The sequence below is a fragment of the Pseudomonas sp. NPDC089554 genome (genome assembly GCF_050280645.1).
GTDB lineage: Bacteria > Pseudomonadota > Gammaproteobacteria > Pseudomonadales > Pseudomonadaceae > Aquipseudomonas.
Map to the genome: position 1 here is coordinate 24012 of NZ_JBNNVR010000003.1, position 14605 is coordinate 38616.

Annotated in this window: 9 protein-coding genes; 3 read left to right on the forward strand and 6 right to left on the reverse strand. The window is 64.5% G+C overall.

Annotation, left to right across the window (positions count from 1 at the left end; all coding sequences use genetic code 11):
• Positions 1-30: 30 nt before the first annotated feature.
• Together ACQKPE_RS01795 and ACQKPE_RS01800 are read right to left on the reverse strand one after the other, a co-directional pair.
• Complete coding sequence (locus ACQKPE_RS01795; RefSeq protein WP_427663054.1) at positions 31-1338, reverse strand: FAD-dependent oxidoreductase; 1308 nt, start codon at positions 1336-1338, stop codon at positions 31-33.
• Between the two features lie 31 nt (positions 1339-1369).
• On the reverse strand, positions 1370-2734 hold the full coding sequence (locus ACQKPE_RS01800) for a glutamine synthetase family protein (protein WP_427663055.1): 1365 nt from the start codon (positions 2732-2734) through the stop codon (positions 1370-1372).
• A gap of 527 nt (positions 2735-3261) precedes the next feature.
• On the opposite strand from ACQKPE_RS01800, the gene hrpA reads away from it, so the two are divergent.
• Complete coding sequence (gene hrpA, locus ACQKPE_RS01805; RefSeq protein ID WP_427663148.1) at positions 3262-7167, forward strand: ATP-dependent RNA helicase HrpA; 3906 nt, start codon at positions 3262-3264, stop codon at positions 7165-7167.
• 241 nt (positions 7168-7408) lie between these two features.
• Positions 7409-8530 (forward strand): beta-ketoacyl-ACP synthase III, encoded by a 1122-nt coding sequence (locus ACQKPE_RS01810; protein WP_427663056.1) that lies wholly within the window; start codon positions 7409-7411, stop codon positions 8528-8530.
• Positions 8531-8658: 128 nt separating this feature from the next.
• Here ACQKPE_RS01810 and ACQKPE_RS01815 read toward each other — a convergent pair whose 3' ends face one another.
• Positions 8659-9903, reverse strand: a complete 1245-nt coding sequence (locus ACQKPE_RS01815) for a putative porin (RefSeq protein WP_427663057.1) — start codon at positions 9901-9903, stop codon at positions 8659-8661.
• A 250-nt stretch (positions 9904-10153) separates the two neighbouring features.
• Here ACQKPE_RS01815 and ACQKPE_RS01820 point away from each other — a divergent pair, with 250 nt between their 5' ends.
• Positions 10154-11281 carry a GNAT family N-acetyltransferase gene (locus ACQKPE_RS01820; protein WP_427663058.1) on the forward strand — a complete coding sequence of 376 codons (1128 nt, stop codon included), beginning with the start codon at positions 10154-10156 and terminating at the stop codon, positions 11279-11281.
• Positions 11282-11344: 63 nt separating this feature from the next.
• On the opposite strand, the gene ACQKPE_RS01825 is transcribed toward ACQKPE_RS01820, so the two are convergent.
• From ACQKPE_RS01825 to ACQKPE_RS01835, 3 genes are read right to left on the reverse strand one after another with little or no spacing between them, the layout of a single operon-like run.
• Positions 11345-13177, reverse strand: coding sequence for an ABC transporter ATP-binding protein (locus ACQKPE_RS01825; protein WP_427663059.1), 1833 nt, complete (start codon positions 13175-13177; stop codon positions 11345-11347).
• 57 nt (positions 13178-13234) lie between these two features.
• A complete protein-coding gene (locus ACQKPE_RS01830) occupies positions 13235-13792 on the reverse strand; it encodes a peptidylprolyl isomerase (RefSeq protein WP_427663060.1) in 558 nt (185 codons plus the stop codon).
• Entirely contained in the window at positions 13786-14598 is an 813-nt protein-coding gene (locus ACQKPE_RS01835; protein ID WP_427663061.1) for an alpha/beta fold hydrolase, read from the reverse strand. Before ACQKPE_RS01835 ends, ACQKPE_RS01830 begins: the two co-directional genes overlap by 7 nt.
• Positions 14599-14605: the final 7 nt, after the last annotated feature.

Consider the following 14605-nt stretch of genomic DNA (forward strand, 5'->3'; position numbering starts at 1 on the left):
GGGGGTTTACCCACGAATGGGCCTGTGAATTCAGCGCAATTTTTCGAGCATCTGGTAGTACCACATCCCCGCCGCCAACAGCGGATTCCCCAGCAAGTCCCCCATCGGCACCTTGATGTGCTTGCACGCCGCAAAGGTGTCGAACTTCTCCAGCGTGCCCGTCAGCGCCTCGGCCATGATCTCGCCCATGATATGGCTGGTGGCCACCCCATGCCCCGAATAGCCCTGGCAGTACCAGACGTTGTCCGACAGCTTGCCCAGTTGCGGAATGCGGTTGACCACGATGCCCATGGCGCAGCTCCACTGGAACTCGATCGGTACGCCCTTGAGCGCTGGGAAGGTGCGCTCGATGCAGGGGCGCAGTTCCGCTTCGATGTCCCGCGAATCACGCCCTGAATAGTTGGCGCCACCGCCGAACAGCAGGCGTTTGTCGGCGGTCAGGCGGTAATAGTCGAGCACGAAACGGCAGTCGTAGACAGCCAGGTCCTGCGGGTTGATCTGCTCGGCCAGTTCGCCCAGCGGCGCGGTGGTAACGATACCGCCCATGGCCGGGAAGATCTTGCCCTTGAGCTGGCGTTTTTCCAGCTTGTGGTACACATCACCGGCCAGCATCACCTGGCGCGCCTCGATCCGGCCCTGGGCGGTCACCACTGCCGGCCGCGGCCCGTGGACGATCTCCAGCACCTCGGAGTTCTCGAATATCAACGCGCCTAGGCCGTGCGCCGCGCGGGCCTCGCCCAGGCACAGGTTGAGCGGGTGCAGGTGCAGGTTGCGGCGGTTCTTCAGCGCGCCGATGTACAGCGGGCTTTGCAGGTGCTGGGCGACGCCATCGCGGTCGAGCAGCTCGACCTGCTCGCCCATGCCGCGGCGCTGGGCCTCGGCTTCGAAGGCGCGCAGCTCGTCCATGTGTGAGGCCTTCATTGCCGTGTGCAGGTGGCCGCGCTTGAGGTCGCACTGGATGCCATAGCGCTCCACGCGTTGCTCGATCACCTGGTGCCCGCGCCAGCGCAGGTGCCAGATGAAGTCGTCCACCTCGCTGCCCAGGCGTGCGCGCATCTGGCTGCGCATGGTCTCGTCGCCCGACAGGCTGCCGGTGACCTGCCCGCCATTGCGCCCGCTGGCGCCCCAGCCGATGCGGTGGGTCTCGACGATGGCCACCTTCAGGCCGCGCTCGGCCAGCTCCACAGCAGTGGCCACGCCGGTGAAGCCGCCGCCGATGATGGCCACGTCGACCTGCTCGGTGCCCTTGAGGGTGGGGTACTCGGTGGGGTCGTTGAGGGTGGCGCTGTAATAGGACGGCGCGCGTTGGGCCGGCCCGTTGTTCGATGCTGCGTTCATGCAGGGTTCCTTCATTGGCAATAGGGTGGGCTCAGGCCTGGTGCAGGTACCAGCGCCAGTCCTGCTCGCTGACTTCGGCCATGAACTGGCGATACTCGGCGCGCTTGACCTTGAGGTACACGCCGAGAAACGCCTCACCCAGGGCTTCGCGCGCCCAGTCGGAACGCTCCAGGGCGTCGAGGGCGGTGAGCCAGTCGGTGGGTAGGTGCTCGGTGGCCTGGGCGTAGCCGTTGCCCTCGACCGGCGCGCCGGGGTCCAGTTGCCCGCGCAGGCCCTGGTGGGTCGCGGCGAGGATGGCGGCGGCGGCCAGGTAGGGGTTGGCGTCGGCGCCACAAATTCGGTGTTCGATGTGTCGGCTGTTGGCCGGGCCGCCCGGCACGCGCAGGCTCACCGTGCGGTTGTCGACGCCCCAGGTGGGCGCCAGCGGCGCATAGCTGTTGGCCTGGAAGCGGCGGAACGAGTTGGCGTTGGGACAGAACAACAAAAGCGATTCGCGCAGGTGGCGCAGCATGCCGGCCACCGCCTGGCGCAGCAGCGGGGTGCCGGCCGGGTCTTGGCTTGCGAACAGGTTGTTGCCCTCGGCATCGGCCAGGCTCAGGTGCATGTGCATGCCGGTGCCGGCCAGGTTGCCGAACGGCTTGGCCATGAAGCAGGCTTGCATGCCGTGGGCGTTGGCGATGCCCTTGACCAGGCGCTTGTAGCGCACGGCCTGGTCCATGGCGCTGAGCGCATCGCCATGCTCGAGGGTGATTTCCACCTGGCCGGGGGCGTATTCGGAAATCGCCGTGCGGGCGGGAATGCCCTGGGCCTTGCACGCGGCGTACAGGTCGGCGAGGAAGGGTTCGATCTGCTCCAGCTCGCGCAGGCCGTACACTTGGGTGGTGCATGGGCGCCCGCCGTCGTTGTCCAGAGCAGGCTGCGGCCGGCCATGGGCATCGCGTTGCTGGTCGAGCAGGTAGAACTCCAGCTCGCAGGCCATGACTGGGTAGTAGCCGTCGGCCTTGAGTGCATCTAGGGTGCGCAGCAGCACGTGGCGCGGGTCGGCGACGCTGGCCGGCAGGCCTTCGCTGGGGTGCATGCTGACCTGCACCGCGGCGGTCGGCACGCGGCGCCAGGGCAGGCGCACCAGGCTGCCTTCGAGGGGGTAGGCGCGGCAGTCGATATCGCCCACGTCCCAGACCAGGCCGGAGTTTTCCACATCGTCGCCGTTCAAGGTCAGGCCGAGGATGGTGCTGGGCAGGGGGCGACCGCTTTCGTACACGGCTAGCAGCTCGTCACGGTGCAGCAGCTTGCCGCGTGGCACGCCATTGGCGTCGAGGATGAACAGCTCGAACAGCTCGATATCGGGGTTGGCGGCCAGGAATTGTCGGGCTTGCTCGGGGTTGGCAAAGTGCATGATGGGTTCGCTCGCGCCCCTTCGCCAGGGGCATGCAGGACCACCGCAAGCTGTGCGGTGCGTCGGACGGATTTCAGGCAGCCGGGCGAGCTGCGTTTGACGTCAGTGCAAAACGGGCGAGGTATCCGGTGGGCGTGCGTGGCGGCAGTGCCACAAGGCCCAGAAGGCGAGGATGATGTGGACCAACGGGTTTTCGCCAGCGCGAGCCCTGGCCTTCGGCTGGGAAGGGCGGGGTAGGGCGCGTGGGGCGGTCGGGTCGGGAATCATGCCCTGGATACTCACATGCTGGGTAAGGTTGATTAAAGCAGCGAATGGCGATGTTCAGTTCGCATCTGGCTAAACATTTGTGGTGCGCCCTTCGCGGGCAAGCCCGCTCCCACAGGGATGGTGGAGAACTCTGTAGGAGCGGGCTTGCCCGCGAAGAGGCCGGTACAGGCAGCGGAAAACCGGCAAATCTGCGACAATCCCGCCCCTCTCGAATGCCGATCATGAAAAAGCAGGCCCACCTGCACTACTCAAAAAGCCCCATGACAGACCACGCCATCGACCAGTTGCTGAACAACCTCGACCACGCCATGATCGCCGACCGCCACCGCCTGCGGCGGCAATTGCACGAACTGCGCAAGCGCCCCGACGAGGCCAAGCTGGCGCAATGGGCGGAAAAGGCCCAGGCCTCCTGCGCCCAGGTACTGGCTCGCCAGCAGAGCGTGCCTAGCATTCGCTACGACGACAGCCTGCCGATCGCCGCCAAGCGCGACGAGATCAAGAAGGCCCTGGCCGAACACCAGGTGCTGGTGATTGCCGGCGAAACCGGTTCGGGCAAGACCACCCAGTTGCCGAAGATCTGCCTGGAGCTGGGCCGTGGCAGCCATGGCCTGATCGCCCACACCCAGCCCCGGCGTATCGCCGCGCGCAGCGTGGCGACGCGGGTCGCTGAAGAGCTGGGCACGCCGCTGGGAGCGCTGGTCGGCTACCAGGTGCGCTTCGAGGACCAGAGCGATGCCAACACCCTGGTCAAGCTGATGACCGACGGCATCCTGCTGGCCGAAACCCAGCATGACCGCTTCCTCGAGCGCTACGACACGATCATCGTCGACGAAGCCCACGAACGCAGCCTGAACATCGATTTCCTGCTCGGCTACCTCAAGACCCTGCTGCCTCGCCGCCCTGACCTCAAGCTGATCATCACCTCGGCGACCATCGACCTGGAGCGCTTCTCCAAGCACTTCGACGATGCGCCGATCATCGAGGTGTCCGGGCGCACCTTCCCGGTGGACACCTGGTACCGCCCGCTGACCAGCGAGCAGGACGAAGAGGGCAACCGGGTCGAAGACGATCTGACCGTCGACCAGGCGATTCTCGCCACCCTGGACGAGATCGCCCAACACGAGCGCAGTGTCGGCAAGGGGCCGGGCGATGTGCTGGTGTTCCTGCCCGGCGAGCGCGAGATTCGCGACGCGGCGGAGATTCTGCGCAAGGCGCAACTGCGCCATACCGAGATATTGCCGCTGTACGCGCGCCTGACCCCGGCCGAGCAGCAGAAGATCTTCCAGTCCCACAGCGGTCGGCGCGTGGTGTTGGCGACCAACGTCGCGGAAACCTCGCTGACCGTGCCGGGCATCCGCTACGTGATCGACAGCGGCACCGCGCGCATCAGCCGCTACAGCTACCGCGCCAAGGTGCAGCGCCTGCCCATCGAGGCAGTGTCCCAGGCCAGCGCCAACCAGCGTAAAGGCCGTTGTGGCCGGGTCGAGCCGGGTATCTGCATCCGCCTGTACAGCGAGGAAGACTTCAACGGCAGGCCGGCCTTCACCGACCCGGAGATACTGCGTACCAACCTGGCTGCTGTCATCCTGCAGATGCTGCACCTGCGCCTGGGGGCGATCGATGCCTTCCCGTTCATCGAGCCGCCAGATGGCAAGGCCATCAGCGACGGTTTCAACCTGTTGCAGGAGCTGTCGGCGGTCAACCGCGAGAACCAACTGACCCCGCTCGGCCGCCAGCTGGCGCGCCTGCCGATCGACCCGCGCCTGGGGCGCATGCTGCTCGAGGGCGCACGCCAGGGCAGCCTGCAAGAGGTGTTGATCGTCGCCAGCGCGCTGTCGGTGCAAGACCCACGCGAGCGCCCGCCGGAGCGCCAGCAGGCTGCCGACCAGGCCCATGCCCAGTGGAAGGACGTCGATTCCGACTTCGCCGCGCTGGTCAATTTGTGGCGCGGCTTCGAAGAACAACGCCAGGCACTCACCGCCAACCCGCTGCGCACCTGGTGCCGCAAGAACTTCCTCAGCTACATGCGCCTGCGCGAGTGGCGCGACGCACATCGCCAACTGGCGCTGATCTGCCGAGACCTGCAACTGGCAGTCAACAAGGAAGCGTCGGACTACCAGCGGGTGCACAAGGCGATCTTGAGTGGCCTGCTCAGCCAGATCGGCCAAAAGACCGAGGAAGGCGATTACCAAGGCGCCCGCCAGCGGCGGTTCTGGGTGCACCCCTCTTCCGGCATCGGCCGCAAGCGCCCACAGTGGGTGATGGCCGCTGAGCTTGTGGAAACCACCAAGTTGTATGCGCGCATGGTGGCCAAGATCGAGCCGGACTGGATCGAGCCGCTGGCCACCCACCTGATCAAGAAGAACCACTTCGAGCCGCACTGGGAGAAGAAGCGTGGCCAGGTGGTGGCCTACGAGCAGATCACCCTCTACGGGTTGATCCTGGTGGGCCGCCGCCCGGTGCATTTCGGCCCCATCGACCCGGTAGTGTCGCGCGAGTTGTTCATCCGCGAGGGCCTGGTGGGCGGTGAAATCCAGTCCAAGGCCAAGTGCCTGGCGGCCAACAAGCGCCTGTTGGAGCAGCTCGACGAACTGGAAGCCAAGGCGCGCCGGCGCGACATCCTGGCCGATGAGGAAACCCTCTACGCCTTCTACGAAGCGCGCTTGCCGGCGGAAATCCACCAGACCGCGACCTTCGACAGCTGGTACCGCATGGGCAGCCAAAAGGACGCCAACCTGCTGATCATGCGCGAAGAAGACGTGCTGGCCCGTGAAGCCAGTGAAGTCACTGCCGCGCAGTACCCCGACCACCTGCAAGTGGGCGAGCTGCGCCTGTCGCTGAGCTACCACTTCGAGCCGAACCACCCACGTGACGGCGTGACTGTACGGGTGCCCGCGCCGCTGCTGCCGAACCTGCCGGGCGAGCGCCTGGAGTGGCTGGTTCCGGGCCTGCTGGAAGCCAAGTGCGTGGCGCTGGTGCGCAACCTGCCCAAGGCCTTGCGCAAGAACTTCGTGCCGGTGCCGGACTTCGTCAAGGCCGCACTCTCGCGCATGAGCTTCGGCCAGGGCGCCTTGCCCCAGTCCCTGGGCCAGGAACTGCTGCGCATGACCGGTGCGCGGGTGTCCGATGAGGCCTGGGCCGAGGCGGCCGGGTTGGTGGAAGGGCACCTGCGGATGAACATCGAAGTGGTCGACGGCCAGGGCAAGTTCCTTGGCGAAGGCCGCGACCTGGCCGAACTGACCGCGCGTTTCGCCGCTGCCAGCCAGGCCGCCCTGGCCTTGCCGCGTAACGAAAAAGCCGAGCAGCCGGTGCAGGCCAAGGCCTTCTCGCAAGTGGCGCAGACCGCCCAGCAGAAGATCGCCGGGCTGTCGATGACGGTCTACCCGGCGTTGGTCGAAGACAACGGCACGGTGCGCGAAGGGCGCTTCTCGACCCAGGCCGAGGCCGAATTCCAGCACCGTCGCGCCTTGCAGCGCCTGTTGCTGCAACAACTGGCCGAGCCTTCCAAGTACCTGCGCGGCAAGCTGCCGGGGTTGACCGAGCTGGGCCTGCTGTATCGCGAGCTGGGCCGGGTCGAGTCGCTGGTCGAGGACATCCTGCTGGCCAGCCTGGACAGCTGCGTGCTCGAAGGCGAGGCGCAACTGCCGCGTGATGGCGCGGCCTTGGCGTCGCTGGCCGAGCGCAAGCGCGGCAGTTGGGCTGAGCACGCCGAGCGCCTGGCCCGCCAGACGCTCGAGGTGCTCAAGCTGTGGCACGGCCTGCAAAAGCGTTTCAAGGGCAAGATCGACCTTAGCCAGGCAGTGGCGCTGAACGACATCAAGCAGCAGTTGGGCAACCTGGTGTATTCGGGCTTTGTGCGCGAGACACCGGGCGTGTGGTTCAAGGAGCTGCCGCGCTATCTCAAGGCCATCGAGCTGCGTCTGGAAAAACTCGGCGCGCAGGTGCAGAAGGACCGGGTCTGGAGTGGCGAGCTGGGTAACCTGTGGGCGCAATACAAGGCGCGGGCCGACAAGCATGCCCAGGAGGGCAAGCGTGATGAGCAGTTGACGCTCTACCGCTGGTGGCTGGAAGAGTACCGTGTATCGCTGTTCGCCCAGCAGTTGGGCACCAAGGTGGCGGTTTCCGATAAAAGGCTGAGTAAACAGTGGGCCCAGGTGGAGGGTTAAACCTGCCGATTTGTGGCACACTTGCCGAATTTTAGGGCCGCTTTGCGGCCCATCGCGGGACAAGCCCGCTCCCACAGACACTGCGCCGCTCTCGAGCACGGCGCTCCCCCTGTGGGAGCGGGCTTGCCCCGCGATCGAGGGCGCAGCCCTCGCACAACGATTTCAAATTGGCACTAAGGTGCCATTATTCTGCCCCGGCCCATCGCCCGACAGGCGACGGCCACGAACCAGAGGAACGACCGTGCATAACGTCGTGATCAGCGGCACCGGCCTTTACACCCCGGCCCAGAGCATCTCCAACGAAGAACTGGTGGCCTCGTTCAACGCCTGGGCGACCCAGTTCAACCAGGACAACGCCGCCGCCATCGAGCGTGGCGAAGTCCAAGCGGCACCGCTGTCCGATGCCGCCTTCATCGAGAAGGCCTCGGGCATCAAGAGCCGCTTCGTCATGGACAAGGCCGGCATCCTCGATCCGCAGCGCATGAAGCCAAACCTGCCGGAGCGCAGCAACGACGAGCAGTCGATCCTCTGCGAAATGGCCGTGGCCGCCGCTCGCCAGGCCCTGGAGCGCGCGGGTCGCACGGCTGCCGATGTCGATGGCGTGATCGTCGCCTGCTCCAACCTGCAGCGCCCATACCCGGCTGTAGCCATCGAGGTGCAGCAGGCACTGGGCATCCAGGGTTTCGGCTTCGACATGAACGTGGCTTGCTCCTCGGCCACCTTCGGCATCCAGAATGCCGCCAACAGCATCCAGCTTGGCCAGGCTCGCGCGATCCTGATGGTCAACCCGGAAATCTGCACCGGCCACCTGAATTTCCGCGACCGCGACAGCCACTTCATCTTCGGTGATGCGGCCACCGCCGTACTGCTCGAGCGCGCCGACCAGGCCACCTCCAAGCACCAGTTCGAGATCGTCAGCACCAAGCTGCTGACCGCGTTCTCCAACAACATCCGCAACAACTTCGGTTTCCTCAACCGTGCGGCGGAAGAAGGCGAGGGGGCGCGTGACAAGCTGTTCGTGCAGGAAGGCCGCAAGGTGTTCAAGGAAGTCTGCCCGATGGTCGCCGAGCTGATCGGCAAGCACCTGGCCGAGAACCAACTGCAACCCTCCGACGTCAAGCGCTTCTGGCTGCACCAGGCCAACCTGAGCATGAACCAGCTGATCGTCAAGAAGCTGATGGGCCATGAAGTGGCCAAGGAAGACGCGCCGGTGATCCTGGACCGCTATGCCAACACCAGCTCTGCCGGGTCGGTGATCGCTTTCCACCTTTACCAGGATGACCTGGCCGAAGGTTCGGTGGCGGTGCTGAGTTCGTTCGGGGCGGGGTATTCGATTGGTAGCGTGATTCTGCGCAAGGTCTGATATCGGCGGCGGCCCCTTCGCGCCGAACCGCCGCGAAGGGGCCGCCGCATTTCAGCAGACGAAAAAAAGCGGGAAGCGCCAGATGGGGTAGGCACTTCCCGCTGAATGAAGCAAGGGAGCGTTGCGCGTTAGAACTTGGCTTCCAGATCGACTTGCAGGGTATCTACGTCAGCGTTGGTGTTTGGTCGCTGCGAGAAGTCGGTCTTGGCCATCAGGTAGGCCGCGCCCAGGGAGAAGTTCTTGTCGATTTCATAACCGACCTTGAACTTGTGGCCACGGGAACCAGTGAAGCCGTTACCGAAGTCGGAGTCGGTGAAGGCACTGACCACCGCGTTACGCTGCACGTCGCGGTAGTTGTAGTCCAGGCTCCAGGCGCCAACCTTGGTCTTCAGACCGGCCAACCAGGCTTGGTCGCGATCGTCGGTGCTTTCGGTGTTCTTGACGTACTGGCCATAAGCCGACAGCGGGATGGCGAAGCCAGTGAAGTCGATTTGACCGAAGCCTTCCACCAGGTTGAACTCGTTGGTGGTGTTGCCGAACGCTTGCAGCGCAGTCGCTTCCTTGTCGTTGTCGTAGGCATAGATGCTACCGCCCACGGTGACCTTGACGGTGTCGGCTGCATTGAACTTGGCGCCCAACTGGCCATGGTACAACTGGGTGTCGTGCTTGAACTGCACGCCGTCGCCGTCGACGTTGTCGTCGAGGGTGTAGTGACCGGCGCTACCGAACAGCTCGGCGCCGCCCAGGTTGGTCTTGTAGGTGACGGCCACGCCTTCTGGGTTCAGGTCGCTGTCCCAGATGATGTCGCCCATGCTCACCCACGGCTGTGGCATCTTGCCGCCGATCAGGTGCAGGTTGGGGACGGCGGTCGGGTGCCAGTCGAGGTAGGCAAGGTCAACCCACAGCGATTTCTTCTCGAAGTAGTTGTCCAGGCTCTGGTTGGTCGAGCGGCCATCTGCGCCGCTGCCGGTGGCGATGCGCACGCCAGCGTCGACCTGAGGGTTGATCTGGCTGTAGAAGCCGACGCGGGCACGCACGCGCTCGCGGTCCTGGTTGCCGCTGCCGCTGCGTGGGTCGTCGACGTTGACGTCTTCGTAACGCAGGCGGACATCACCCTTGACCTGGGTCTTGGCGGCCCAGGCGACTTTCTGTTCGAACGAGGTCATGCGCTCGGACTGAGCCTTCAAGTCGGCCTTTTCCTTGGTTTCCTTTGCCAGGTCGGCTTGCAGCTCGGTGTACTGCGCCTGGTTGATCGAGCCATTGGCGCGGAGGATTTCGAGCAGCTTGGCGTCGACAGCAGCACTGGCTGGAGCACTCAGTGCCAGCATCATGCCGGTGAGGCTAACTCCAGTAAGTGTAGAAACAAGACGCATAAGGTTCTCCCTGTTGGAAAATGTGGGGAGGCTTTTGCGCCCACCCCCAAGTTGGCATGTCTTCGGAAAACGCCTGGCTAGACAGGTTCTGGGGTTCCGGAAAACAGGCGCAAGTATTGCGAGGGGTAATGACAGAACGATGTCTATTTAGTGGCACTGTGATTAATACTTTTGTTCTGTCGTGCGCTCGATTTGAGTGTCGTGGTCTACATCCGGGATACTGGCGACCTCTTCGCAGCGAGTTGATATCGTGACCAGCCTGTACAGCCTCGCCCACTTGCGTGACCTGCCTGCGACCACTTGGGATGCCCTGGTGCCGGAGGGCCAACCCTTCCTGCGCCATGCTTTTTTGAGTGCCCTGGAAGACAGCGGCAGTGTCGTGCCCGACACCGGCTGGGCCGCCGAGCACCTGGTACTGGAGCGTGACGGGCAGGTGCGCGCGCTGCTGCCGGCCTACCGCAAATGGCATTCGTTCGGTGAGTACGTGTTCGACCATGGCTGGGCCGACGCCTGCGAGCGTGCAGGCATCGCCTACTACCCCAAGCTGCTCGGCGCGGTGCCGTTCAGCCCGGTGAGCGGGCCGCGCCTGCTGGCCGAAAACGCCGAGGATGGCTTGCTGCTGTTGCAGGCCATCCCCGAGTACCTGGTCAAGGGCGGGCTTTCTGGGGCGCATATCAACTTCACCGACGACGCCCTCGACGAGCGTATTGCCGGGCTGCCGGGCTGGATGGAGCGCCTGGGCTGCCAGTACCACTGGCGCAACCCGGGCTACCGCGATTTCCAGGATTTTCTCGACACCTTGAGTTCGCGCAAGCGCAAGCAGATGCGCAAGGAGCGCGAGCAGGTGGCGGGGCAGGGCATCGACTTCCAGTGGTTGCGTGGCGATGAGCTGGACGAGACGCGCTGGGATTTCATCTACCTGTGCTACGCCAACACCTATGCCGTGCGCCGCCGCGCGCCGTATCTGACCCGTGAGTTCTTCAGCCTGCTGGCCGAGCGCATGCCCGAGGCCGTGCGGGTGGTAGTGGCGCGTCAGAATGGGCGTGATGTGGCGATGGCCTTGAGCCTATTGGGCGGCGACAGCCTCTATGGTCGCTACTGGGGCTGCCTGGATGAATTCGACCGGCTGCATTTCGAAACCTGCTTCTACCAGGGCATGGACTTCGCCATCGATGCCGGGTTGCAGCGCTTCGATGCCGGTGCCCAGGGCGAGCACAAGTTGATACGCGGCTTCGAACCGGTGCTGACGCGCTCGTGGCACTACCTGCTGCATCCGGGGCTCAAGCGCGCGGTGGATGAGTTCCTGGCCGAGGAGCGCGAAGGCGTGAGGGAGTATGCCGAGCAGGCGCGGGGGATGTTGCCGTATCGGCGGGATTGAGGAAGAGGCAAGATCTGTGGGCGCGACACAAGGCCGCTCCCACTAAAAGCCCGACAAGGCTAATCAGTCCACCCCGACGAATCCACCGGTCTGGTGATGCCACAACCGCGCATACAACCCACGTTGGGCCAGCAGCTCGGTGTGGCTACCCGTCTCGACGATATGGCCTTTGTCCAACACCACCAGGCGGTCCATGCGGGCGATGGTGGAAAGCCGGTGGGCGATGGCAATCACCGTCTTGCCCTGCATCAGGGTTTCCAGGCTCTCCTGGATCGCCGCCTCCACCTCCGAATCCAGCGCTGAGGTGGCTTCGTCCATGATCAGGATCGGCGCATTCTTCAGCAGCACCCGGGCAATGGCGATGCGCTGGCGCTGCCCACCGGAGAGCTTCACCCCACGTTCACCCACGTGCGCGTCGAAACCGATGCGGCCCTGGGCGTCGGAAAGCTGCGGGATGAACTCGTCGGCCCTGGCCCGACACACCGCATCCCAGATCTCCTCGTCGCTGGCGTTGGGGCGGCCATAGCGCAGGTTATCGCGGATCGAGCGGTGCAGCAGGGAGGTGTCCTGGGTGATCATGCCGATCTGCGCACGCAGGCTGGCCTGGTTGACCGTGGCGATGTCCTGGCCGTCGATGGTGATGTGTCCGCCGTCGATGTCGTACAAGCGCAGCAGCAGGTTGACCAGGGTCGACTTGCCCGCGCCGGATGGGCCGATCAGCCCGATCTTCTCGCCGGGGCGGATATCCAGGTTCAGCGCCTCGATGACCTTGCGGCCCTTGCCGTAGTGGAAGTCGACGTTCTCGAAGTGCACCGCGCCGCGGCTGACCTTGAGCGCCGGGGCGTTGGGCCGGTCGTTGACGGTGACCGGCTGGGCGATGGTTTCCAGGCCGTCCTGGACCATGCCGATGTTCTCGAAGATGCCATTGACCACCCACATGATCCAACCGGACATGTTGACGATACGAATCACCAGGCCCGTGGCCAGGGCGATGGCGCCGACGGTGATCAGCGACTGGCTCCACAGCCACAGCGCAAGCCCCGTGGTGGTGACCACCAGCAGGCCGTTGAGGGTGGTGATGACCACGTCCATGCTGGTGACCACGCGGGCGGCCAGCTGGGTTTTCTCGGTTTGTTCGCGGATCGCCTCGCGGGCGTACTGCTGCTCGTAGTCGGTGTGGGAGAACAGCTTGAGCGTGGCGATGTTGGTGTAGCCGTCGACGATACGGCCCATCAGCTTGGAGCGGGCGTCGGAAGAAACCACCGAGCGCTCCTTGACCCTGGGCACGAAGTACCACAGCGAAGCGATGTAGCAGGCGATCCAGGCCAGCAGCGGTAGCATCAGGCGCCAGTCGGCCTCGGCGAACAGCACCAGCGCGCTGACCGCGTAGATCAGCACGTGCCACAGCGCGTCCACCGCCTGCACCGCCGAGTCGCGCAACGAGTTGCCGGTCTGCATGATGCGTTGAGCGATGCGCCCGGCGAAGTCGTTCTGGAAGAAATTCAGGCTCTGCTTGAGCACGTAGGTGTGGTTCTGCCAGCGGATCATGCTGGTCATGCCGGGGTTGATGGTCTGGTGCACCAAGAGGTCGTGCAGGCCGAAGAACACCGGGCGCAACAACAGCACCACCACCAGCATCCAGATCAATTCGCCGCTGTGGTCGCTGAAGAAATTGGCATTGGGGGTGCCCTGGGCCAGGTCGATGATGCGGCTCAGGTAGCTGAACATGGCGACCTCGATGATCGAGGCCACCAGGCCTACCAGAAGCAGGGCGAGAAAGCTCGGCCACACCTGGCGCAGGTAATAGAGGTAGAACGGCAGCACCTTGCCGGGCGGCGCTTCGCTGGGCGCCTCGCGGAAGATGTCGATCAACTGCTCGAAACGGCGGTACAGCATGGTAACTCCTGTCGGGCCCGACTGGCGGGAGGTGTCACGTCCTTGTGAGACCCGCGATCAGTCGATGCGTTTGGCTGACTTGATGTAGACCGGATCGGCCGGCACATCGCGCATGCCTTTTTTCACGGTGGTGGGCGAATTGACGATCTGGTCGACCACCTCCATGCCCTTGGTCACCTTGCCGAATACCGCGTAGCCACGGTCGCGGCCAGGGTTGAGGAAGTCGTTGTCGGCCACGTTGATGAAGAACTGGCTGGTGGCCGAGTTCGGGTCGGAGGTGCGGGCCATGGCCAGGGTACCGCGGGTGTTCTGCAGGCCGTTGCTGGCTTCGTTGCGGATCGGGTCCTTGGTGGACTTTTGCACCATCTGGTCGGTGAAACCGCCGCCCTGGGCCATGAAGCCCGGGATCACGCGGTGGAAGATGGTGTTGTTGTAGAAGCCGGCGTCGACGTACTCGAGGAAGTTCTTGGTGCTGAGCGGGGCTTTCTCGGCATTGAGCTCGATTTCCACCTGGCCGAAGCTGGTGTCCAGCAGCACGTGAGGGGTCTTGTCCGACGCCATGACGCTGGTGGCGAAGGCGACCGAGCAGGCGGTGAGCAGGAGTTTTTTCAGCATGGGCTCAAAGATCCTTGAGAGGTGGAGGCTGCGGCGAGGAACTGCAGCAGGGTCTGGTTGAAGACCTCGGGTTGATCGAGGGGCGTAGCGTGCCGGGAATCTTCGACCACCGCCAGCCTTGCCTGGGGAATCATTGCCACGTAGCGCTCCTTCAACTGTATCGGGGTGTAATCGTGGTCGGCAGCGATCACCAGGGTAGGACAGGCGATCTGCCCGATGCGTTCCTGCACGCCCCAGTCGACGATGGCATCGAAGCTTTTCAGGTAGGCGCGCTTGTCGTTGCGCGCCCAGCGCTCGGCCATCTTGCGCCGCAGCTCGAACTGTTCGGGCTTGGGAAACAGCCGTTCGGCCAGGCCCTTGCCCACGGTCTCGACGCTGAGAATGCGCGCCAGGCCCCAGCGCTTGGCCCACCACACCCAGTCGGCGCGGGTGCGGCGCTTGACCTCCGGGGCGCTGTTGACGATGCACAGGCTGCGCACCCAGTGCGGGTGGTCGACGGCAAACTGAAAACCGACCATGCCGCCCATGGACAGCCCGGTGAAGTGCACAGGCCCTGTGTTCAGGTGCTCGAGCAGGGCCAGCAGGTCTTCGCTGAAGGTCTTGATGCGGTAGCCCGAGCGCGGTTTGGACGACTGGCCGTGGCCGCGGATATCCATGAGGATGACCCGGTAGTGCTGGCTCAGCGCGGGTATTTGCATTTCCCAGTCCTGGCTGCTCGAGCCCAGGCCATGCAGCAGCACCAGGGGTTCGCCCTGGCCATGTTCCTCGTAATGCAGCAGGCATCCGTCGTGTTCGAAACAGGCCATGGGCGCG

What these genes read in the sequence shown, in the direction of transcription:
- ACQKPE_RS01835 (WP_427663061.1), bottom strand. Translation starts at nt 14,598, where the DNA reads ATGGCCTGTTTCGAACACGACGGATGCCTGCTGCATTACGAGGAACAT.
- ACQKPE_RS01795 (WP_427663054.1), bottom strand. Translation starts at nt 1,338, where the DNA reads ATGAACGCAGCATCGAACAACGGGCCGGCCCAACGCGCGCCGTCCTAT.
- ACQKPE_RS01830 (WP_427663060.1), bottom strand. Translation starts at nt 13,792, where the DNA reads ATGCTGAAAAAACTCCTGCTCACCGCCTGCTCGGTCGCCTTCGCCACC.
- hrpA (WP_427663148.1), top strand. Translation starts at nt 3,262, where the DNA reads ATGACAGACCACGCCATCGACCAGTTGCTGAACAACCTCGACCACGCC.
- ACQKPE_RS01815 (WP_427663057.1), bottom strand. Translation starts at nt 9,903, where the DNA reads ATGCGTCTTGTTTCTACACTTACTGGAGTTAGCCTCACCGGCATGATG.
- ACQKPE_RS01825 (WP_427663059.1), bottom strand. Translation starts at nt 13,177, where the DNA reads ATGCTGTACCGCCGTTTCGAGCAGTTGATCGACATCTTCCGCGAGGCG.
- ACQKPE_RS01800 (WP_427663055.1), bottom strand. Translation starts at nt 2,734, where the DNA reads ATGCACTTTGCCAACCCCGAGCAAGCCCGACAATTCCTGGCCGCCAAC.